The 19,996-nt window shown below is 71.6% G+C and carries 17 protein-coding genes; 4 read left to right on the top strand and 13 right to left on the bottom strand.

The annotated features are described in order from the left end of the window. Positions 1–8: 8 nt before the first annotated feature. From ureG to BM070_RS21740, 8 genes are all read right to left on the bottom strand, one after another. Positions 9–707, bottom strand: coding sequence for an urease accessory protein UreG (gene ureG / locus BM070_RS21775; RefSeq protein ID WP_092941860.1), 699 nt, complete (start codon positions 705–707; stop codon positions 9–11). Between the two features lie 13 nt (positions 708–720). Beyond that, a complete protein-coding gene (locus tag BM070_RS21770; RefSeq protein ID WP_092941858.1) occupies positions 721–1,500 on the bottom strand; it encodes an urease accessory protein UreF in 780 nt (259 codons plus the stop codon). Next, positions 1,442–2,068, bottom strand: a complete 627-nt coding sequence (ureE, locus tag BM070_RS21765) for an urease accessory protein UreE (protein WP_092941856.1) — start codon at positions 2,066–2,068, stop codon at positions 1,442–1,444. The genes BM070_RS21770 and ureE overlap by 59 nt, the downstream gene beginning before the upstream one ends. A 77-nt stretch (positions 2,069–2,145) precedes the next feature. Then, positions 2,146–2,649 (bottom strand): GNAT family N-acetyltransferase, encoded by a 504-nt coding sequence (locus BM070_RS21760; RefSeq protein ID WP_092941854.1) that lies wholly within the window; start codon positions 2,647–2,649, stop codon positions 2,146–2,148. 9 nt (positions 2,650–2,658) lie between these two features. After that, positions 2,659–4,377, bottom strand: a complete 1,719-nt coding sequence (gene ureC / locus BM070_RS21755) for an urease subunit alpha (RefSeq protein WP_092941852.1) — start codon at positions 4,375–4,377, stop codon at positions 2,659–2,661. Between the two features lie 68 nt (positions 4,378–4,445). Then, positions 4,446–4,769, bottom strand: coding sequence for an urease subunit beta (locus BM070_RS21750; protein ID WP_092941850.1), 324 nt, complete (start codon positions 4,767–4,769; stop codon positions 4,446–4,448). A gap of 47 nt (positions 4,770–4,816) precedes the next feature. Further along, positions 4,817–5,434, bottom strand: a complete 618-nt coding sequence (locus tag BM070_RS21745) for a HupE/UreJ family protein (RefSeq protein ID WP_245785329.1) — start codon at positions 5,432–5,434, stop codon at positions 4,817–4,819. 56 nt (positions 5,435–5,490) lie between these two features. After that, a complete protein-coding gene (locus tag BM070_RS21740) occupies positions 5,491–5,793 on the bottom strand; it encodes an urease subunit gamma (protein ID WP_092941848.1) in 303 nt (100 codons plus the stop codon). A 196-nt stretch (positions 5,794–5,989) separates the two neighbouring features. Here BM070_RS21740 and BM070_RS21735 point away from each other — a divergent pair, with 196 nt between their 5' ends. Next, on the top strand, positions 5,990–9,610 hold the full coding sequence (locus tag BM070_RS21735; RefSeq protein WP_092941846.1) for a hybrid sensor histidine kinase/response regulator: 3,621 nt from the start codon (positions 5,990–5,992) through the stop codon (positions 9,608–9,610). Then, positions 9,607–10,665 carry a response regulator transcription factor gene (locus tag BM070_RS21730; protein ID WP_092941844.1) on the top strand — a complete coding sequence of 353 codons (1,059 nt, stop codon included), beginning with the start codon at positions 9,607–9,609 and terminating at the stop codon, positions 10,663–10,665. Before BM070_RS21735 ends, BM070_RS21730 begins: the two co-directional genes overlap by 4 nt. A gap of 114 nt (positions 10,666–10,779) precedes the next feature. Here the strand turns inward: BM070_RS21730 and BM070_RS21725 are convergent, their stop codons facing one another. Then, a complete protein-coding gene (locus tag BM070_RS21725; RefSeq protein ID WP_092941842.1) occupies positions 10,780–11,415 on the bottom strand; it encodes a hypothetical protein in 636 nt (211 codons plus the stop codon). Further along, positions 11,412–12,038: a hypothetical protein gene (locus tag BM070_RS21720; RefSeq protein WP_139222906.1), complete on the bottom strand. Its 627-nt coding sequence runs from the start codon at positions 12,036–12,038 to the stop codon at positions 11,412–11,414. The genes BM070_RS21725 and BM070_RS21720 overlap by 4 nt, the downstream gene beginning before the upstream one ends. Positions 12,039–12,353: 315 nt before the next feature. On the opposite strand from BM070_RS21720, the gene BM070_RS21715 reads away from it, so the two are divergent. Next, on the top strand, positions 12,354–14,990 hold the full coding sequence (locus BM070_RS21715; protein ID WP_092941838.1) for a bifunctional diguanylate cyclase/phosphodiesterase: 2,637 nt from the start codon (positions 12,354–12,356) through the stop codon (positions 14,988–14,990). 77 nt (positions 14,991–15,067) lie between these two features. Here BM070_RS21715 and BM070_RS21710 read toward each other — a convergent pair whose 3' ends face one another. From BM070_RS21710 to BM070_RS21700, 3 genes are all read right to left on the bottom strand, one after another. After that, a complete protein-coding gene (locus BM070_RS21710) occupies positions 15,068–15,394 on the bottom strand; it encodes a plasmid stabilization protein (RefSeq protein WP_092941836.1) in 327 nt (108 codons plus the stop codon). 116 nt (positions 15,395–15,510) lie between these two features. Further along, positions 15,511–16,278: a coniferyl-alcohol dehydrogenase gene (locus BM070_RS21705; RefSeq protein ID WP_092941834.1), complete on the bottom strand. Its 768-nt coding sequence runs from the start codon at positions 16,276–16,278 to the stop codon at positions 15,511–15,513. 43 nt (positions 16,279–16,321) lie between these two features. After that, the gene (locus BM070_RS21700) at positions 16,322–17,788 is read right to left on the bottom strand and encodes a benzaldehyde dehydrogenase (protein ID WP_092941832.1); all 1,467 of its coding nucleotides are present in this window, start codon (positions 17,786–17,788) and stop codon (positions 16,322–16,324) included. A 295-nt stretch (positions 17,789–18,083) separates the two neighbouring features. Between BM070_RS21700 and BM070_RS21695 the strand changes: the two genes are divergently transcribed. After that, positions 18,084–19,916, top strand: a complete 1,833-nt coding sequence (locus tag BM070_RS21695) for a sigma-54-dependent Fis family transcriptional regulator (protein WP_092941830.1) — start codon at positions 18,084–18,086, stop codon at positions 19,914–19,916. The last annotated feature ends 80 nt before the right edge of the window (positions 19,917–19,996 follow it).

The raw sequence follows: 19,996 nt of genomic DNA, 5'->3' as shown, positions 1-19,996 counted from the left end.
CCGGAGGCTCAGGCCTTGGCCGGCTGCAGCAGGCCCTTCTTCTCGATGAACTCGATCACGCCGTCCAGGCCCTGCAGGGTCTTGAGGTTGGTCATCACGAAGGGCTTGAGGCCTTGCGCCGTGGTGCGCATGCGGCGGGTGTCGGCCTCCATCACTTCCAGGTTGGCGCCCACGTGGGGCGCCAGGTCGGTCTTGTTGATGACGAAGAGGTCGCTCTTGGTGATGCCGGGGCCGCCCTTGCGCGGGATCTTCTCGCCAGCGGCGACGTCGATCACGTAGATGGTGAGGTCGCTCAGCTCGGGGCTGAAGGTGGCGGCCAGGTTGTCGCCGCCGCTTTCGACGAAGACGATGTCGGCATCGGGGTACTGGGCCAGCATGCGGTCGATGGCCTCCAGGTTGATGGAGCAGTCTTCGCGGATGGCGGTGTGGGGGCAGCCGCCGGTTTCCACGCCCATGATGCGCTCGGCCGGCAGGGCGCCGCTCACGGTGAGCAGGCGCTGGTCTTCCTTGGTGTAGATGTCGTTGGTGATGGCGACCAGGTCGTACTGGTCGCGCATGGCCTTGCAGAGCATCTCTAGGATGGTGGTCTTGCCGGAGCCGACCGGGCCGCCGATGCCCACGCGCAGCGGGGGCAGGGTCTTGGTGCGGTTCGGGATGTGGTGCAGCGGCGTGGCGTGGGCGGAGGCGGTGTGTGGCTTGTCGGTCATGGGAATGCGGTCCTCAGGATCTGAATAGGCGCGAATACTGGGTTTCGTGCTGCGCCGAAAGAATGGCGAGCATGGGGGAAAAGGCCTGCCGCTCGGCGTCGCCGGTCTGCAGGGCCTCGGCCACCGCCTGGGGGATGGCGGCGGCGAGCCGCGACAGGATGCGCTGGCCCGCGCTCTGGCCCAGCGGCACGGCCTTGATGGCGGCCTGCACCATGTTCTCGGCCCAGCCGAAGGTGTAGGCCAGCAGCACGTCGCGCGCGCCGGCCTGCGTGGCGGCGGCCGCGAGCGCGAAGGCGATGGGGTAGGTGGGCGGCAGAGCAGCGAGCAGGGCCACGTCGCGCAGCCGGTCGGCATCGCCCGCATGGTGGTTGCGCAGCCAGTCGCCGAAGGAGCGGCCCATCTGCTCGGTCTGCAGGCGCATTTCGCTGCTTTCGCGGGTCTGCAGCACCCAGTCGTTCAGGGCGCGCACGCGGGCGTGGTCGCCGTCGCGCCAGGCGGCGAGCGCCTGCTGCAGCACGGCCATGTCGCCGCGTGCCTGGGTGAGCTGCAATTGCGCGGCCAGCCAGTCGGCGGCGGCGGCTTCGGTGCTGACGCCTGCGCGGTCCACCGCCACTTCCAGCCCTTCGGAATACGAAAAGCCGCCCACCGGCAGCGCGGGGGAGGCGAGCCAGATCAGCTGCAGCAGGCTGGCGGGCGGCAGGGCGGATTCGGGCGTGGGGGCCGTCACGGGGCGGTCAGTGGCCGTGGTGGTGATGTTCGTGGCCGCACTGGCTGTGGTCGTGATCGTGGGCATGTTCGCCGTGCTTGTGCTCGTGCTCGTGCCCGTGCCCGTGCCCGTGTGCGTGGCCATGCCCATGGTCGTGGCCGTGATCGTGGTGCTCATGGCCGTGTCCATGGTGGTGGCCGCCGCCGCCATAGGCGCCGTTCTCCGGCTCGAACGGGGCCTGCGTCGCGGTGACGATCAGGTGCATGGCGCGCAGCATGTCGGCCAGCACGTGGTCGGGCTCGATCTGCAGATAGGTGGGCGCCAGCTCGATCGGCACATGGCGGTTGCCCAGGTGATACGCGGCGCGGATGAGGTCGAAGGACGAGCCGTGCTGCGTGCAGTGGGTGATGCGCAGCACGGACTGGGGGGCTGCGATCACGCGGACCATGCTGCCGTCTTCGGCCACGAGCACGTCGCCGCCGCGCACCACGGTGCCGCGCGGCAGGAACACGCCGAGTTCGCGCCCGGTGGAATCCGTGGCGGCGAAGCGGCTTTTCTGGCGCACATCCCAGTCGAGTTCGACGGTGGCGGCGCGCTTGAGCAGGACGGGGGCGAGGCCGTGGCCCTGGGGAAGGAGTTTGTTGGTGGTCAGCATGTCGTCGTGGAATTCATGGGGGGCGGCAAGCCGCCATTGTCCGGCGTCCGCGCGTGGCGGGGCCTTGGGACACGTTCCTAGAGGAGGCGTGTCATGAAGTGGCTGGCGGGGTCCGGGCCGTAGCTGCCGAACGGCGCGCAGTCTTCGAAGCCGTGGCGTGCATAGAGCGCCCGCGCCGGAGCGAAGAAGGGCTGGCTGCCGGTCTCCAGGCTGATGCGCGCATGGCCTGCGGCGCGTGCTTCAGCCAGGGCGTGGGCCAGCATGCGGGAGGCGATGCCCTGGCCGCGCAGGTCGGCGTCCGTGCGCATCGACTTGAGTTCCGCATGCTCGGCATCCAGCCGCTTGAGCGCCACGGTGCCGGCCAGGCGGTCGCCGCCGTCCGGCTGGTCCAGCCACGCGCTCCAGAAGCGGATCTCCGGGCGGCGCAGGCCGTCCAGGTCGAGCGCGTGCACGCTCTCGGGCGGGGAGATGCGGTGCATGTCCGCCAGGTGCTCCTGCAGGAAGGCGGCGACGCGCGGATCGGCCAGGTCGTCCAGGCGGATGCGCAAGGCGGCCGGGGCAGCGTCGGGGCGTGGCTCCATCGCGCCGGTTCAGAACAGGAAGTAGCGCTGCGCCATCGGCAGCACGGTGGCCGGCTCGCAGGTCAGCAGTTGCCCGTCGGCGCGCACGGTGTAGGTCTGCGCATCGACTTCCATGCGCGGCGTGTAGCCGTTGTGGATCATGTGCTGCTTGCGCACGCCGCGGATGTTCTTCACGGCCGACAGCGGCTTGGCGAGGCCGAAGCGTTCGCCGATGCCGTTCGCCAGGCCGGCCTGCGACACGAAGGTGAGCGAGCTGCGCGCGAGCGCCCCGCCGAAGGCGCCGAACATGGGCCGGTAGTGCACCGGCTGGGGCGTGGGGATGGAGGCGTTGGGGTCGCCCATCGCGGCCATGGCGATCATGCCGCCCTTGAGGATCATCGAGGGCTTGACGCCGAAGAAGGCCGGCTTCCAGAGCACGATGTCGGCCCATTTGCCGACTTCGATGCTGCCCACCTCGTGGCTCATGCCGTGGGCGATGGCGGGGTTGATGGTGTACTTGGCCACGTAGCGCTTGATGCGCGTATTGTCGTTGCGCTCGCCATCGCCGGGCAGGGCGCCGCGCTGGGCCTTCATCTTGTGGGCGGTCTGCCAGGTGCGCAGGATGACTTCGCCCACGCGGCCCATGGCCTGGCTGTCGCTGCTCATCATGCTGATGGCGCCCAGGTCGTGCAGCACGTCTTCGGCGGCGATGGTCTCGCGGCGGATGCGGCTTTCGGCGAAGGCCAGGTCTTCGGCGATGGCCGCGTCGAGGTGGTGGCACACCATGAGCATGTCCACATGCTCGTCCAGCGTGTTCACCGTGTAGGGCATGGTGGGGTTGGTGGAGGAGGGCAGGAAGTTGTCCTCGCCCACCACGCGCAGGATGTCGGGCGCATGGCCGCCGCCCGCGCCTTCGGTGTGGAAGGCGCAGATGCCGCGCCCGCCCACGGCGGCGATGGTGTTTTCGACGAAGCCGCTTTCGTTGAGCGTGTCGGAGTGGATGGCGACCTGCGTGTCGGTCTCGTCGGCCACGTCCAGGCAGTTGCTGATGGCCGCGGGCGTGCTGCCCCAGTCCTCGTGCAGCTTCAGGCCGATCACGCCGGCGTCGATCTGCTCGCGCAGCGCCGCCGGCTGGCTGGCGTTGCCCTTGCCCAGGAAGCCGATGTTCATCGGGAAGGCGTCGGCCGCCTGCAGCATGCGTTCGATGTTCCAGGGGCCGGAGGTGCAGGTGGTGGCCAGCGTGCCGGTGGCCGGGCCCGTGCCGCCGCCCAGCATGGTGGTGATGCCCGAGGCCAGGGCCTCTTCGATCTGCTGCGGGCAGATGAAGTGGATGTGGCTGTCGATGCCGCCGGCCGTGACGATCAGGCCCTCGCAGCTGATGATCTCGGTGCCCGGGCCGATGATGATGTCCACGCCCGGCTGCGTGTCGGGGTTGCCGGCCTTGCCGATGGCAGCGATGCGGCCGTCTTTCAGGCCGATGTCGGCCTTGACGATGCCCCCGTGGTCGATGATGAGCGCGTTGGTCAGCACCGTGTCCAGCGCGCCTTCGGCGCTGGTGCGCTGGCTCTGCGCCATGCCGTCGCGGATGGTCTTGCCGCCGCCGAACTTCACCTCTTCGCCATAGGTGCCGGCGCGCAGGGTGTAGTCCTGCTCCACCTCGGCGATGAGGCCGGTGTCGGCCAGGCGCACGCGGTCGCCCACGGTGGGGCCGAACATCTCTGCGTAGGCGCGTTTGGAAAGGGTAGCCATGGGGTGATCTCCGGCGCTCGGGCGGGGCCTGGTGTTGTCGTTCTGATTGCGGTGGGGCGGGGGATGTGTCAGCGGTCCGCTGCGGTATCCAGCGGGCCTCGCGTCAGCCCGCGGAAGCCGTGCACCACGCGGCTGCCCGCGTAGTCCACCAGCTCCACGGTGCGCTGCTGGCCGGGCTCGAAGCGCACGGCCATGCCGCTGCCGATGTTCAGGCGCATGCCGTGCGCGGCGGCGCGGTCGAATTCCAGCGCGCCGTTGGTCTCGGCGAAGTGGTAGTGCGAGCCGACCTGGATGGGCCGGTCCGATGCATTGCGCACCACCAGGCTCAGCGTGCGCCGGCCGGTGTTGAGGGCGTGCTCGCCCTCGTCGATGAGGAGTTCACCAGGGATCATGGCGGGGGCCTGTCGGGCGAAGTGGGAGGCTGGTGGGTGGAGCGAGGTCAGGCCAGTTGGGCCAGCAGCGATACGCCCAGCAGCGCGGTGGCGCCGCCGCCTGCCACGGCCATCCAGCGGTGGCGCGCCATCACCACGCGGCCCAGAACCACGCCCGTGGCATGCAGCGCGGCCGTGGCGATGACCATGCCGGCCAGCGCCTGCCACTGGCTGCCGCCCGCCAACTCGGCGCCGTGCGCCGCGCCGTGGAAGAAGGCGAACACGCCCGCCACGCCGGCGGCCACGGCCAGCGGCAGATGGCGGCGCCAGGCCACCAGCAGGCCCAGCACCAGGAGAGACGCGGCGATCATCGGCTCCACCGCCGGCACCACCACGCCCGCGAAGCCGGTGGCGGCGCCCGCGGTCAGCAGGGTCACGAAGGCGGCGGGGGCCAGCCACACGGGGCGCACGGCCAGCGCGCTCCACACGCCCACGGCCAGCATGGCGGCCAGGTGGTCCAGCCCGGTGAAGGGGTGGATCAGGCCGTCCATGAAGCTGGCGCCGGCATGCTGGAAGCCGTCGGCACCGTGGCCGGGGTGGGCCAGCGCCAGCGCGGGCAGCATCAGCAGGGCGGCCAGGGCGAGGGCGGGGCGGGAGGCGATGGAATGTTGTGCTTCTTTTTTCATAGCTGTATGCCTAGGTAGGACGGGCGCTGGAGGGGTATTGGGGCCTATGCGGCGGTTCAGACGATGGGCTGGTGCACGGTGACGAGCTTGGTGCCGTCGGGGAAGGTGGCTTCGACCTGGATGTCGGGAATCATCTCGGGCACGCCCTCCATGACGTCGTCGCGCGTGAGTACGGCGCGGCCTTCGCTCATCAGCTGGGCCACGGTCTTGCCGTCGCGGGCGCCTTCCATCACGGCGGCGCTGATGAGGGCCATGGCCTCGGGGTAGTTCAGCTTGAGCCCGCGTGCGCGGCGCCGCTCGGCCAGCAGGGCGGCGGTGAAGATGAGGAGCTTGTCTTTTTCGCGGGGGGTCAGTTCCATGGGGAGTCCGTCGGTCGCCTCAATCGGGGCTGGCATCGTAAAGCAGGAATCCTGCCAATTGCCCACCCGCGCGGAGCTGCCATCCGGACGTCTGCCATGCCGCCGGCAGGGCGCGGCGCATGGGCGCCGGCCGAGGCGGAGAGCGATGACCGCGCCGCCTTCCTGCGCGTCCGTGCGCCGCCAGCAGGTGGCATGAATGCTGCACCTGCGGGGCGTGAGTTCCGCCCCCGTTCCCGCTCCCCTGGTCCCTGCGCATGACGCCGCCACGCCCGCAGACGGCGAGGCGCCGCAGCGCATCGTCAAGGTGCGCCGCGACTACAACAGCTGGGTGGGCAGCGAGACGCTGGAGGACTACGCGCTGCGCTTCACGCCGCAGCGTTTCCGCAAGTGGTCCGCCTGGCGGGTGGCCAACACGGCCTTCGGCGCGGCCTCGTTCCTGATCCTGGAAGCCGTGGGCGCCACGCTGCTGGTGCAGTACGGCTTCGCCAATGCCTTCTGGGCCATCCTGGCGACGGGGCTCATCATCTTCCTGGCGGGCATGCCCATCAGCGTCTATGCGGCGCGCTACGGCGTGGACATGGACCTGCTCACGCGCGGCGCGGGCTTCGGCTACATCGGCTCGACCCTCACCTCGCTGATCTACGCGAGCTTCACCTTCGTCTTCTTCGCGCTGGAGGCCGCCGTGATGGCCTATGCGCTGGAGCTGGCGCTGGACATTCCCCCCGCCTGGGGCTACCTCGTCTGCGCGCTGGTGGTGATTCCGCTGGTCACGCACGGCGTGTCGGCCATCAGCCGGCTGCAGGTGTGGACGCAGCCGGTCTGGCTGCTGATGCTGCTGGTGCCCTTCGGCTTCGTGCTTGCGCGCGATCCTGGTGCATTCGCAGGCATCACGCACTATTCCGGTGATCTTGGCGGCTCGGCTACCTTCGATTTGCACCTTTTTGGCGCAGCGCTCACCGTGGGCATCGCCCTCATCACCCAGATGGGGGAGCAGGCCGACTATCTGCGCTTCATGCCGGCGCGCACGGCCGCTAACCGCTGGCGCTGGTGGGCGGGCGTGCTGGCCGGCGGGCCGGGCTGGGTGGTGCTGGGCGTGTTCAAGATGCTGGGCGGCGCGCTGCTGGCCTATCTGGCGATCGGCCTGAGCGTGCCGCCCGAGCGGGCGGTGGACCCGAACCAGATGTACCTGGCGGCCTACGGCTACGTGTTCTCGGACTACCGCTGGGCGGTGGCGGCCACGGCGCTCTTCGTGGTGGTCTCGCAGATCAAGATCAACGTGACCAACGCCTACGCGGGCTCGCTGGCCTGGAGCAACTTCTTCTCGCGCCTCACCCACAGCCACCCGGGGCGCGTGGTGTGGGTGGTGTTCAACACGCTCATCGCCTTCATGCTGATGGAGATGAACGTGTTCACCGCGCTGGGGCAGGTGCTGGGGCTGTATTCCAACATCGCCATCGCCTGGATGATGGCGGTGGTGGCCGACCTGGTGGTGAACAAGCCGCTGGGCCTGTCGCCGCCGGGCATCGAGTTCAAGCGCGCCCACCTCTACGACATCAACCCGGTGGGCGTGGGCGCGATGGCGCTGGCCTCGCTGCTCTCGGTGGTGGCGCACCTGGGCCTGTTCGGGCCGGGCGCGCAGGCGTTCTCGGCGGTGATCGCCATGGTGACGGCCTTCGTGGCGGCGCCGGCCATCGCCTGGGCGACGGGCGGGCGCTACTACCTCGCGCGGACCGCACCGGCCGTGCAGGCCTGCGGCCAGGGCGGCTGCGAGGGCTGCAGCGGCGGTGGGGGTGGAATGGGGGCGGGTGCCGCCACGGCCGCGCTGCCCGCCATGCTGCGCTGCGTGGTCTGCGAGCGCGAATACGAGGCGCCGGACATGGCCCACTGCCCCGCCTACCGCGGCCACATCTGCTCGCTGTGCTGCACGCTGGATGCGCGCTGCGGCGACATGTGCAAGCCCCACGCGCACCTGGCCGTGCAGTGGGCCGGCGCGCTGCGCTGGCTGCTGCCGCGCAGCGCCTGGCGGCTGCTCGATTCGGGGCTGGGCCACTTCCTGCTGCTGATGCTGGTCATCGCGCCGCTGCTGGCGGCGGTGTTCGGGCTCTTCTACCACCAGGAGACGCAGGCGCTGGGCGTGCGCGCGGCCAGCGCCGCGGCGCTGCGCTCGGGCCTGCTCAAGGCCTATCTGGCGCTGCTGGTCATCTCGGGCATCGTCGCCTGGTGGCTGGTGCTGGCGCACAAGAGCCGCAAGGTAGCGCAGGAGGAATCGAACCGCCAGACCCACCTGCTGCAGCGCGAGATCACCCTGCACCGGCAGACCGACCAGGCCCTGCAGGAGGCCCGCCGCACGGCCGAGCAGGCCCGTGGCGTGGCCGAGGAGGCGCGCGAGGAAGCCGAGCACGCCCGGCGCCTGGCCGACCAGGCCAACCAGGCCAAGAGCCGCTACATCAGCGCCATCAGCCACGAGCTGCGCACGCCGCTCAACAGCATCCTGGGCTATGCGCAGCTGATGGGCGAAGACCCGTCCGTGCCGCCGCACCGCCGGCAGGCCGTGGGCGTGATCCGGCGCGGTGGCGAGCATCTGCTCACGCTCATCGAAGGCACGCTGGACATCGCCCGCATCGAAAGCGGCAAGCTCACGCTGCAGGTGCGGCCCATGCGCTTTGCCGACTGCGTGCACGAGATGGTCGAGATGTTCGAGCCCCAGGCCCGCGCCAAGGGGCTCGAGTTCCGCTTCGACCCGCAGGGCGTGCTGCCCGAGGTGGTGCGCGGCGACGACAAGCGCGTGCGGCAGATCCTCATCAACCTGATCGGCAACGCCATCAAGTTCACGCCCGCCGGCCACGTGCGGCTGGGCGTGCGGCATGCGCGCGAACTGGCCCTGATCGAGATCGAGGACAGCGGCCCGGGCCTGACCGAGGCCGAACGCGCCAGCATCTTCGAGCCCTTCGAGCGCGGCGCGGCCAGCAGCCGGGGCGCGGCGCCCGGCGCCGGCCTGGGGCTGACCATCGCCAAGATGCTGACCGAGCTGATGGGCGGCGAGATGACGGTGGCCAGCAGCCCCGGCGCGGGCGCGCTGTTCCGCATCCGGCTCTTCCTGCCCGAAGTCCACCCCGGCGCCCTGGGCGCGGCCGAGCTGCGCGCCGCCGGCCCGCGCCCCGTGCGGCGCGGCTACGTGGGCCCGCGCCGCCGCCTGCTGGTGGTGGACAACGAAGAGCCCGACCGCGAGCTGCTGGTGCAGCTGCTCGCGCCCCTGGGTTTCGAGCTGCGCACCGCCGCGAGCGGGCACGACGCGCTCGACCTGCTGGCCGCCGGCTACCGGCCCGACGCGGTCTTCATGGACCTGGCCATGCCCGGCATCGACGGCTGGGAGACCATCCGCCGACTGCGCGCCGCCGGCCACACCGCCACGCAGGTGGCGGTGGTCTCGGCCAACGCCTTCGACAAGGGGCTGGAGAACGACGCGGGCATCAAGCCCGAGGATTTCCTCGTCAAGCCCGTGCGCCACAGCGAGCTGCTCGACTGGCTGGAGCGCCGGCTGTCGCTGCAGTGGCTGCAGGAGGCGCCCCCGCCGCCCGCCGAGCTGCCGCTACAGTCCGCCTCAGCAGCGGCCACCGCGCCCGACGCTGACCGGCTCGCCCCGCTGGCCGAGGCCGTGGAGCTGGGCTACTACCGGGGCGTGATGGCGCAGCTGGCCGAGATCGAGGCCGCGCAGCCCGAATGCGCCGACTGGGTGGCCCAGGCGCGCGCGCTGGCGCGGCAGTTCCAGTTCGAGGCGCTGGCCCGCCTCATGCACCCCTCTTCCCCAGCCCGATGACCGCCGTCTCATTGCCTCCCGAACCCGCGCCGGCCCCGCGCGCCGTGCCGCTGATGGACCGCGACAGCGCCGACGTGGTGCTGATCGTGGACGACGTGCCCGACAACCTCGCCGTGCTGCACGACGCGCTGGACGAATCCGGCTACACCGTGCTGGTCGCCACCAGCGGCGAGACCGCTCTGGCCCGCGCCGCCCAGGCCATGCCCGACGTGGTGCTGCTCGACGCCATGATGCCCGGCATGGACGGCTTCGAGGTCGCCCGGCGCCTGAAGGCCACGCCCGCCACCGCGCACATTCCCATCATCTTCATGACCGGGCTCACCGAGACCGAGCACCTGGAGGCGGCGCTCGCCGCCGGCGGCGTGGACTACGTCACCAAGCCCATCAAGCCGCGCGAGGTGCTGGCGCGCATGAACGTGCACCTGCAGGGCGCGCGCCGTGCGCGGCAGGACATGCGCCAGGCCGGCCAGGCGCGCAATGCGCTGGATGCCTTCGGCTACGCCAGCATCACCGTGCGCGCGGCCGACGGCCGGCTGATGTGGCAGACCGCGCTGGCGCGCACGCTGCTGCGCGAATACTTCCCGCCGCAGGAAGACGCCGCGCCCGATGCCGCCGCCGCCACGCCGCAGCCCGTGGCCGACTGGCTGCGCGGGCTGCTGCCGCAGGTGCCGGCCTTCGCCGCGCAGCAGATCGAGCCGCCGCGCCTGGTGGTCGAGCGCGGCGCGCGGCGCCTGTCGTTCAGCCTGCACCAGCAGACCGGCGACAGCGAAGGCGGCGGCGACTGGCTGATCGTGATGCGCGAGGTGTCGGACGCCGCCGTGATCGAGGCCCTGGCGCTGGGCTTCAAGCTCACCGCCCGCGAGGCCGAGGTGCTCTACTGGCTGCTCAAGGGCAAGACCAACCGCGACATCGGCGACATCCTCGGATCGAGCCCGGCCACGGTGAAGAAGCACCTGGAGCGCGTCTATGTGAAGCTGGGCGTCGAGACGCGCACGGCAGCCGCCGGCATCGCCATGGCGCGCATCCGGCAGACGCATCCGCAGTTCGAGGGGTGAAAGACGGGGGGTGAAGAAGGGGACGCACGGGAATGGGTGCCGTGCGTTGCCCATGCCGCCGCCTGCGGCGGGCGGCATGGGAAGGGCTGCGCCCGGTTCACCGGGCGCGCGGCATCACCAGATGTGGTACATGCCGAAGCGGCGTTCCTCTACGTTGGCCGTCCAGCTGCCGTAGTGGATGTTGCCGTCCCACCAGTAGCGGTTGCCCGCGATGCCTCCGGCGCCGCCGCGGCCCGGTTGCGCCGCCCAGCAGCCGCCGTTGTTGACCTTCCACCAGCCGCCCTGGAAGTAGCCGCTCTTCCAGCGGCGCACCACGACCTGCACGGGCTGCGCGTTCTGGCCGCGGCGGATGGTCTGGGTCCAGCCGAAGGTCTCGGTGTAGGTGGAGGTGTACTGGTACTGGCCCTTGAGGTTGAACATGTTCAGGGTGCTGCCGATGATGGGCAGGTTGTCCAGCTTCAGGTCCACGCCGGCCGACCATTGGTAGCTCTTGGTGTTCGACTGCGTCCAGTTGTAGGAGCAGTCGCCCCCGGCCGGGTTGCAGTAGAACGCCGGGCCGCGCCAGATCCAGTCGTCCCAGGTGCTGCTGGCCTGCTGCGTGGGAATGCCCCAGGAGGTGCGGTCGCCCAGCTGGTTCGCGTAGTTGTTGCTCTGGTCCTTCGAGAAGCAGGCATCGCCGGCATGGGCGAGCGGCAGGGTGGATGCGGCCAGCACGAAGGCCAGTGCGCTGCCGATATGGGTGGCCTTCATTGCGCGGACTCCGTGTTCTGGATGCCGAACACGCTCTGCACGGAGTTGCTGCTCGGGTGGGGCTCCTGGGCGCTGGCGAGCTGGAGCTTCTTCATGGCCAGCACGGGCGCGTCGATGGGCGTGACGTAGTAGCCCGGGTCGGCCTTCTGCACCCGCACCGCGGCCGCGTCGATGGTCGTGCCCACGAGCGTCTGCAGGGTCTTGGCGTGCGCCGGCCGCTGCGAGCCGTCGCTGGCCGCATCGAACACCACTTCCTTGCCGGCCTCCAGTGCCTTGCGGGCCAGCTCCAGCGTGGCGCTGCCGCCCTGGTCGGCGTCGCCGATCACCAGCACGTCGTAGCTGCCTTCGCTGCCGGCCGGCAGCGATGCCGCCAGGGCCGTGGCGACGAAGCCCTTTGTGGAGCCGGCGAAGTACACCTTCTGGCGCACATCGGCGCCGATGGGCACGATGTCGCTCGCCTTGGGGGCGGTGGTGGCTGCGGCGTTCGCCGCCACCGGCGAGGCGGCGGTGCCGTCTCCGCCTCCGCAACCCTGCAGCAGGGCCAGCAGGGCTGCGCTGGCGGCCAGCGTGCCGATGCGGGCGCTGCCGCGCTGCCTCAACCTCTCGATAGATCTGTTTTTCATGGTTTTGTGGAATGAACGGGAGCGCATGAAGACTGGGCTCCGGACAGCCGCGACCGAGCGGCGATGCGCCCCCTCCCAGGCGCACGACCTTGGGGTCGCAGCCGAAAACTAACCGGTCACGGCGACAGCGGCGTGAATGCCGATGCACCGCCGGGCGGCCCGGGCTCGTTCGCCCTGCGCGCCCACCGGCATCACCGCTGCCGGCCACTTGTATCCATTCGTTCTGGGAGAATCCGGCGTTCGGAGACCCGTACACCTGCCCACGCCGCCGCGGCCATGCGGCCCGCCCGGCCGGCCCCGGCCCTTTGCCTTTCCATGAACGACACCGCCCCTTCGCCTCGGGCCCCCTCGCGCCGCGAACGTGCCTTGCTGCGCAGCCTGCTGCCGGCCATCTGGGCCATGCTGGTGCTGGTGGGCCTGGGCGGCTATCTGCTGGTCACCAATGCGCTCAGCCAGGACGCCGACGTGCTGGAGCGCTCGCGCCTCTTCATCGCCCGCAGCCTGGGGCAGCAGCGCGACGAGGTCGGCCGCAACATCATCAACTACAGCAAGTGGGGCGAGGCCTACCGCCACCTCCACCTGAAGGTGGACAAGTTCTGGGCCGACGAGCAGCGCAACGTGGGCGACATTCCGTTCGACCTGTACGGCTACAACGGCGTCTGGGTGGTGAACGGCGCCAGCCGCACGGTCTATGGCGTCATCGACGGCCGGGCCACCGAGCAGCCGCTCACCGACTGGCTGCAGGGCGACGTGGCCGGCCTGGTCGCCGCGGCGCGCCGCCCGGGGCTGGAAGACGGCAGCGAGGTGCGCGCGATGGAGGTGGGCGGCGAGCCGGCCATCGTGGCCGCGGCCACCATCACGCAGGGCTGGGATGCGACCGTGCCGGTGGCGCCGGGGCCGCCCTCGGTGATGATCTTCGTCACCGTGCTGGACCCGGCCCGGCTGGCGCAGCTGAGCCAGACCTACGGCCTGCCCGCGCTCACCGCGTCGCGCCAGCCGCTGGCGGGCTACGAATCCATGCCGCTGCTCGACTCCGGCATCCAGCTGAACTGGCACCCGCCCCAGCCGGGGCGCGATCTGCTGCGCAAGACGCTGCCGGTCTTCGCGGGCGGCGTGCTGCTGTTGCTGGGCGTGCTGTTCCTGCTGCTGCGCAACGCCCTGGCCTCGGCGCGCCAGATCGACGCGCAATTGCTGGCCCTGCGCACCAGCCAGGCAGAGCTGCAGGGCAGCGAGCGGCGTTTCCGCGACATGGCCGAGACCTCGTCCGACTGGCTGTGGGAGGTGGATGCCGCCGGCCGCCTGACCTATCTGTCGGACCGCTTCACCCAGGTCACCGGCCACGGACGCGGCGAATGGCTGGGCCGGCCGCTGGCCGAGCTGCTGCGGCCCGAGGGCGCCCAGGCGCTGCAGCCCTGGCTGGAAGGCGCCGATGAGCAAGTCACGCAGGCCACGCAGGCCGCAGGGGAGGGCACCGGCAGGGAGGCCGCCGACCCCGCCCGGCGCGGCACCCTGCTGTGCCACACCGAAGACCGCAGCGGCCAGACGCGCATCTGCCGCATCACCGCGCGGCCCATCGGCGGCGGCCAGGGCTTTCGCGGCACCGCCACCGACCTGACCGACGAGTGGCGCGCGCAGGCCCGCGTGCGCCATCTCTCGCTGCACGACGCGCTCACCGGCCTGCCCAACCGGCGGCAGCTGCAGCAATGCCTGCGCACGCTGCTGGAGCCGGCCGGCGAGGCGCCGCGCCCCCTCATGCTGCTGTGCCTGGACCTGGACCGCTTCAAGCCCATCAACGACGCGCTGGGCCACGCCATGGGCGACCGGGTGCTGCAGGAGGTGGCGCGGCGCCTGCAGGCGCAGCTGGGCCCGGGCGACATGGCGGTGCGGCTGGGTGGGGACGAATTCGTGCTGGTGCTGCCCGGCGCGGCGCAGCCGGGCGACATCGACCGCCGCTGCGCCGGCGTGGTCGCGGCGCTGGGCGAGCCGTTCGCGCTGGGCGGCCCGCCGGTCTTCATCGGCACCAGCATCGGCGCGGCGCTCGCGCCCCAGCACGCCTGTGCGGCGGACGAGCTGCTGCGCAAGGGCGACATCGCGCTCTACGACGCCAAGGCCGCCGGCCGCAACACCTGGCGCTGCTACACCGACGCGATGGACAGGCAGGTCACCGCGCGCCTGCAGCTGGAGCAGGAGCTGCGCGCGGCGCTGCGCACCGGCCAGCTGCGGCTGCACTACCAGCCCTGCTACGCGCTGGGCGATGGCGCACTGCGCAACCTGGAGGCGCTGGTGCGCTGGCAGCATCCGGCGCGCGGGCTGCTGTTGCCCGAGGCCTTCCTGCCGCTGGCGCAGGAGGCCGGGCTGATCCGCCCGCTGGGCGAATGGGTGATCGCCACGGCCTGCCGCGACGCCGCCGGCTGGCCGGCCGAGGTGCGCGTGTCGGTGAATCTTTCGGCCGGGCAGTTCGGCGGCTCCGGCCCCGAAGGCCGAGGCCGCGACCTGCCGGCGGTGGTCGCCCGCGCGCTGGAGGCCAGCGGCCTGCCGCCTTATCGGCTGGAGCTGGAGATCAACGAAGGCATCCTGCTGGCCCATGGCAGCGACGCGATGCTCACCCTGGGCGCGCTCAAGCGCCAGGGCGTGCGCCTCACGCTGTGCGACTTCGGCTCGGGCTTTTCGTCCCTGGCCTATCTGCGGCATCTGCTGCCGGACGGCATCAAGATCGGGCGGGGCTTCATCGCCCAGCTGCCCGAACGCCCGCAGGACCAGGCCATCGTGCAGGCGGTGAGCGGGCTGGCCCGGTCATTGGGCCTGTCGGTGCGCGCCGAGGGCGTGGAGACCCAGGCCCAGCTCGACTGCCTGATGCGCCAGCCCTGCGACGAGGTGCAGGGCTTTCACTTCAGCGCGGCGCTGCCCGTGGATCAGCTGGAGCCGCTCTGGGCTGCACGCGGCGCTGCCTGATGTGAGGCCCGGAGGCCCGTCGCGCGCGTATTTGCTGGGTAGTTTGCTATTGAATGTATAGCGAATGAGCGGCGCCGTCAGCGCGCCAGCGCCTTTTCCAGCTGCGCCTTGTTCATCTTCGAGCGGCCTGCGATGCCCTTGCGGCGCGCTTCTTCGTAGAGCTGCTCGCGCGTGCGGCCCTGGGCGCCGGTGTGCGAGCGCCGGCCGCCGCGCACGGGCGCGGGCGTGTCGTGCAGGGTCTTGGGGTTGGCGGTCTTGGATTCGCCGTGCTGCGCGCGTTCCTTGTTCACGGTGCGCGCGGCGATCTCCTCGGCCGTCCGCGTGCTGCGGCCGCGTTCCTGCAGGCTTTCCTTGATGTGCTCGTACTGGCGTTCGCGCTTGGCGCTCCAGGCGGTGGTGGGCATGGCGGACCTTTCGGGGGGGTGGACGTCGTGGCTTCCCCGATCAGACGCCGGCGCCCGGCCCCGCCCGTGTCGGCAGCGGGCAGGGCGCGGCGTAGGACGCCGCAGGGCGCCGCCGGTCAGAGATAGCTGGCCGCGAAGCCGCCATCCACCGGCAGGTTCACGCCGTTGACCCAGCGCGCGTCGTCGCTGCAGAGAAAGGCCAGCGCCGGTGCCACCTCGTCGGCGAAGGCCGGGCGCTTGATGCGGGTGGCGTCGGCATCGACGCGCTCCTGCCCCAGCTGGGTCACGAAGTCGCCCAGGATGGGCGTGAACACCGGCCCGGGCGCCACGCAGTTCATGCGCACGTCGCGTTCGCGAAAGAGGCTCTGCGCGCGCAGCTGCGTCCAGACGATCAGCGCCTCCTTGAAGTATTCGTAGCAGCCCGTCTGCGCCACCGGGTGCGCCTGCAGCCACGCCTGGCCGGCCTCGAAGCCCTCGGCCTGCGCCAGCGCCTTGTGCTGCGCCAGCCGCTCCGGGTAGAAGTAGCCCAGGATGGACGAGACCTGCACGATGCTGCCGCCGGCCGGCATGCGCTCTACCACCCGCTCCGTCAGGTGGCGCTGGCCCAGGTAGTTGACCCGCTCCAGCAGCTGCACGGGCGCCGTGCCCGGCACGCCCGCCACGTTGCACAGGCCGTCGATGCGCTCGGGCAGCTGCTGCACGGCGGCGTCGATGGCGGCGGGCTCCGAGAGGTCTGCCTGGACGAAGCCGTCCAGCGTCAGCTGCGGCGCGTTGCGGTCCACGCCGATGACGCGGGCGCCGCGCTGGCGCATCAGCCGCGCGGTTTCCGCGCCGATGCCTGATGACGCGCCGGTGATGACGATGGTCTTGCCGATGAGGTTCATGGTGTTGTCTCCTGTCGTTGTGGATGGCTCGGAACGGATGGGGTCAGAACGGATACGCGGGCGCGGCCTGCTTGACGGTCAGCCAGCGCCAGGTGGTGAAGGCCTCCCAGTCGGCCGGGCCGCCGTGCACGCTGCCGTTGCCCGCGATGCCGGGGCCGCCGAAGGGGTTGGTGGCGTCGTCGTTCACGGTCTGGTCGTTGACGTGGACCATGCCGGCGCGCAGCCGCTGCGCCAGGGCCATGCCCCGCTCCAGCGAGCGGGTGATGACGGCTGCGGCCAGCCCGCCGCGGTGGGCGTTGGCGAGCTCGGCCGCCTCGTCGTCATTGCGGAAGGTGTTGAGGTTCAGCACCGGTCCGAAGACTTCTTCGTCGTGCACGCGCATGCCGGCGCGGGTGCCGGTGAGCACCGTGGGGCGGTAGAAGAGCCCTTCGTAGGTGCCGCCCGCGAGCAGCTGCGCGCCGGCCTGCACGGCCTCCTGAACGGTCTGGTGGACGCGGTCGCGCTGGCGCGCATCGATCAGCGGCCCGAGCGGGAACTGGCCTGTCGCTCCGTCGCCCACGGGCAGGTGCGTGGCCTTGGCGACCAGGCGTTCGATGAGCGCGGGCGCGATGGATTCATGCACTAGCACCCGGTTGGAGGCCATGCAGATCTGCCCCTGGTGCAGCCAGGCGCCCCAGGCGGCGTTGCTGGCCGCGAGGTCCAGGTCGGCATCGTCCAGGATCACCAGCGAATTCGTGCCGCCCAGCTCCAGCGAGGCCTTCTTCAGATGCCGCGCCGCCAGCTCGCCCACGCGCCGCCCGGCCCCGGCCGAGCCGGTGAAGGAGACCATGCCTACCTCTGGCGCGGTAATGAGCGCCTCGCCCACGTCGGCACCGCCGGGCAGCACGCCCAGCACGCCCGCCGGCAGGCCGGCCGCTTCGAACAGCTGCGCGATCAGGTGGCCGCCGCTCACGGGCGTGCGCGGGTCGGGCTTGATGAGCACCGCGTTGCCGGTGGCGAGCGCGGGCGCCGCCACCCGCAGCGTGAGGATCAGCGGGAAGTTGAACGGCGAGATCACTGCGACCACGCCGTGCGGAACGCGCTGCGCCAGGCTCAGCCGGCCCGGCACGCTGGGCAGCACCTGGCCCTGCGCCTGCATCGGCATGGCGGCGGCCTGCAGGCAGAAGGCGATGGCTTCGCGCACCTCGTGCTGCCCCTTGAACAGCGCGCCGCCGGTCTCGCGCGTCACCCACAGCGCCAGTTCGTCGAAATGCTGCTGCAGCAGGGCGGCGGCGCGGTGGAAGACGGCGGCCCGCTCGCGCGGAGCCTGGGCGGCCCAGGCGGGCTGGGCCTGCTGCGCGAGCGCGGCGGCCTGGGCCACGTCTTGCGGGCGCGCCTGGCCGGTGGTGGCCAGCCGCTTTCCGGTGGCGGGCTCCACGATGTCGAGCCGCTCGGGCGCCGGCTGCCAGCCGCCGCAAAAGAGGTGCTGGCTCCAGCGCTCGGGCGAGAGGAACGGGGGGATGGATGTCATGCGAATGTCTCCTCTGATGGGCGTGTGATGGTGGTTGGAGGCGGGGCGCGCGGCCTTCGCTGCCGGCCTTGCATTGCAGTGCCCATGCCAGCGGCGGTTGCTGCGCTGCAGCATCCGGCCGGCGTGCGGCTTCGCGGCCGGCCGGCTTCATTGGGGGCCGGGCTCGGAACTCAGGGCTTTCCCGGGTATGCCGAACGGCCGCTCGCGCCCGGTCCGTGACAGCATGTCGGCCGGGCGCGAATGGCGCAAATCAGCAAATGAGCCACGGCTCCGCATCGATGGATTTCACGAAAACATGAAAAACCCGCAGGCGCAAGAACGCATCTCCCTGGCCGAAATGGCGCGCCAGTCCAGCTCCGTGCTGCGGCGCGGCGACAGCGGGCATTTCAGCTGGTCGGCCAGCGCCGCCGCGCCCACCCTGGCCGATCTCACCGAGTCGCTCTGCTTCTCGCCCGGCGATGGCCGCATCTGGCTCGACGATCAGCGCATGCTGCTCATGCACAGCGCCGCGCTCGGGCATCTGCGGCGCGAGCTGATCGACACGCTGGGGCTGGCGAGCGCGCGCGGCCTGCTCACCCGCGCCGGCTACGTGAGCGGCGCGCGCGACGCGCAGCTGGTGCGCGCGCGCTGGCCCGAGGGCGATGCCGCGGCCGTCTTCATGGCCGGCGCGCGGCTGCACGCGCTGGAGGGCATGGTCAAGGTCACGCCCGTGGCCTTCGACTTCGACATCGACCGCGGCGTCTATGCCGGCGAGTTCATCTGGGAGCATTCGAGCGAGGACGACGAGCACATCGCGGCCTACGGCATCGGCGCCGACGCGGCCTGCTGGCAGCAGATCGGCTATGCCACGGGCTACGTCACCACGCTGTTCGGCCAGCAGGTGATCTTCCGCGAGGTCGAATGCCGCGCCACCGGCGCCGCGGCCTGCCGCGTGGTGGGCCGGCACGCGGCCGCCTGGGGCGACATCAGCGAAGACCTGCGCTACCTGGAGGCGCACGACTTCCGCGCCCGCGTGCGGCCCGGCGCGCCGGCCGTGCCTGCCGCCACGCCCGGGCAGCCGGCGCCGGACGAGGCCGCGCCCGGCGCCGCCTCTGCCGACCGCCATGCCGTGGTGGGCGCATCGCCCGCCTTCGTCTCGGCCTGCCACCTGCTCGACCGCGTGGCGCGCACGCAGGCGGCGGTGCTCTTCACCGGCGAATCGGGCGTGGGCAAGGAGGCCTTCGCGCGGCGGCTGCACGGCTGCAGCACGCGCGCGCAGCAGGCCTTCGTCGCCGTCAATTGCGCGGCCATTCCCGAGGCGCTCTGGGAGGCCGAGCTGTTCGGCGTGGACAAGGGCGCCTACACCGGCGCCACGTCGGCGCGGCCCGGCCGCTTCGAGCGTGCCCACGGCGGCACGCTGTTCCTCGACGAGATCGGCACGCTGAGCCTGACCGCGCAGGCCAAGCTGCTGCGCGTGCTGCAGGAAGGCGAGATCGAGCGCGTGGGCGGCACGCGGGTGCTGCATGTCGATGTGCGGCTGGTGGCGGCCACCAACGTCGATCTGCAGACCGAGGTGCAGGCGGGGCGCTTCCGCGCGGATCTGTTCTACCGGCTCAACGTCTTCCCCATCCACCTGCCGCCGCTGCGCGAGCGGCGCGAGGACATCCCGCTGCTCATGAACCACTTCCTGCAGCGCGAGAGCCGCCGGCACGGCCGGCGCGTGGCCGGCTTCAGCGCCCGGGCGGTGCGCGCCCTGCTGCACTACGACTGGCCGGGCAACATCCGCGAACTGCTCAACTTCATCGAGCGCGGCGTGATCAGCGCGGAAGAGGGCGGCGCTATCGACGTCCACCACATGTTCCGGGGCGAGGCGCGCGCGGCCCTGCCGGTGCTGGCCGTGTCGGCGCGCGGCGGGCTGGTGGATACGGGCGAAGGCGACGGCCTTGGCGAGGGAGGCGGCGCGCCGGGCGTGGGCAACCTGCTGGCCCACCTGCGCGACGCGCTCGCCGCGCCCTCGCTGGACCTGCCGCAGCTGGAGGCGCGCCTGCTGCAGGAGGCGGTGCAGGCGTGTGACGGCAACCTCTCGGCCGCCGCCCGGCTGCTGGGCCTGAGCCGCGCGCAGCTGGCCTACCGCCTGGAGCGCGGCTAGCAGCGCTGCGGCCCGGCGGCCCGGCCGGGGGCTGCCCTGGCGTGCGCCCATCCATAGGGTTTGCCCCGAGTTCCGGCCGG

Source organism: Paracidovorax wautersii, from assembly GCF_900113035.1.
Classification (GTDB): domain Bacteria; phylum Pseudomonadota; class Gammaproteobacteria; order Burkholderiales; family Burkholderiaceae_C; genus Paracidovorax; species Paracidovorax wautersii.
The sequence above is the reverse complement of the archived record's forward strand: the minus strand, read 5'-3'. Positions and strand labels throughout refer to the sequence as shown.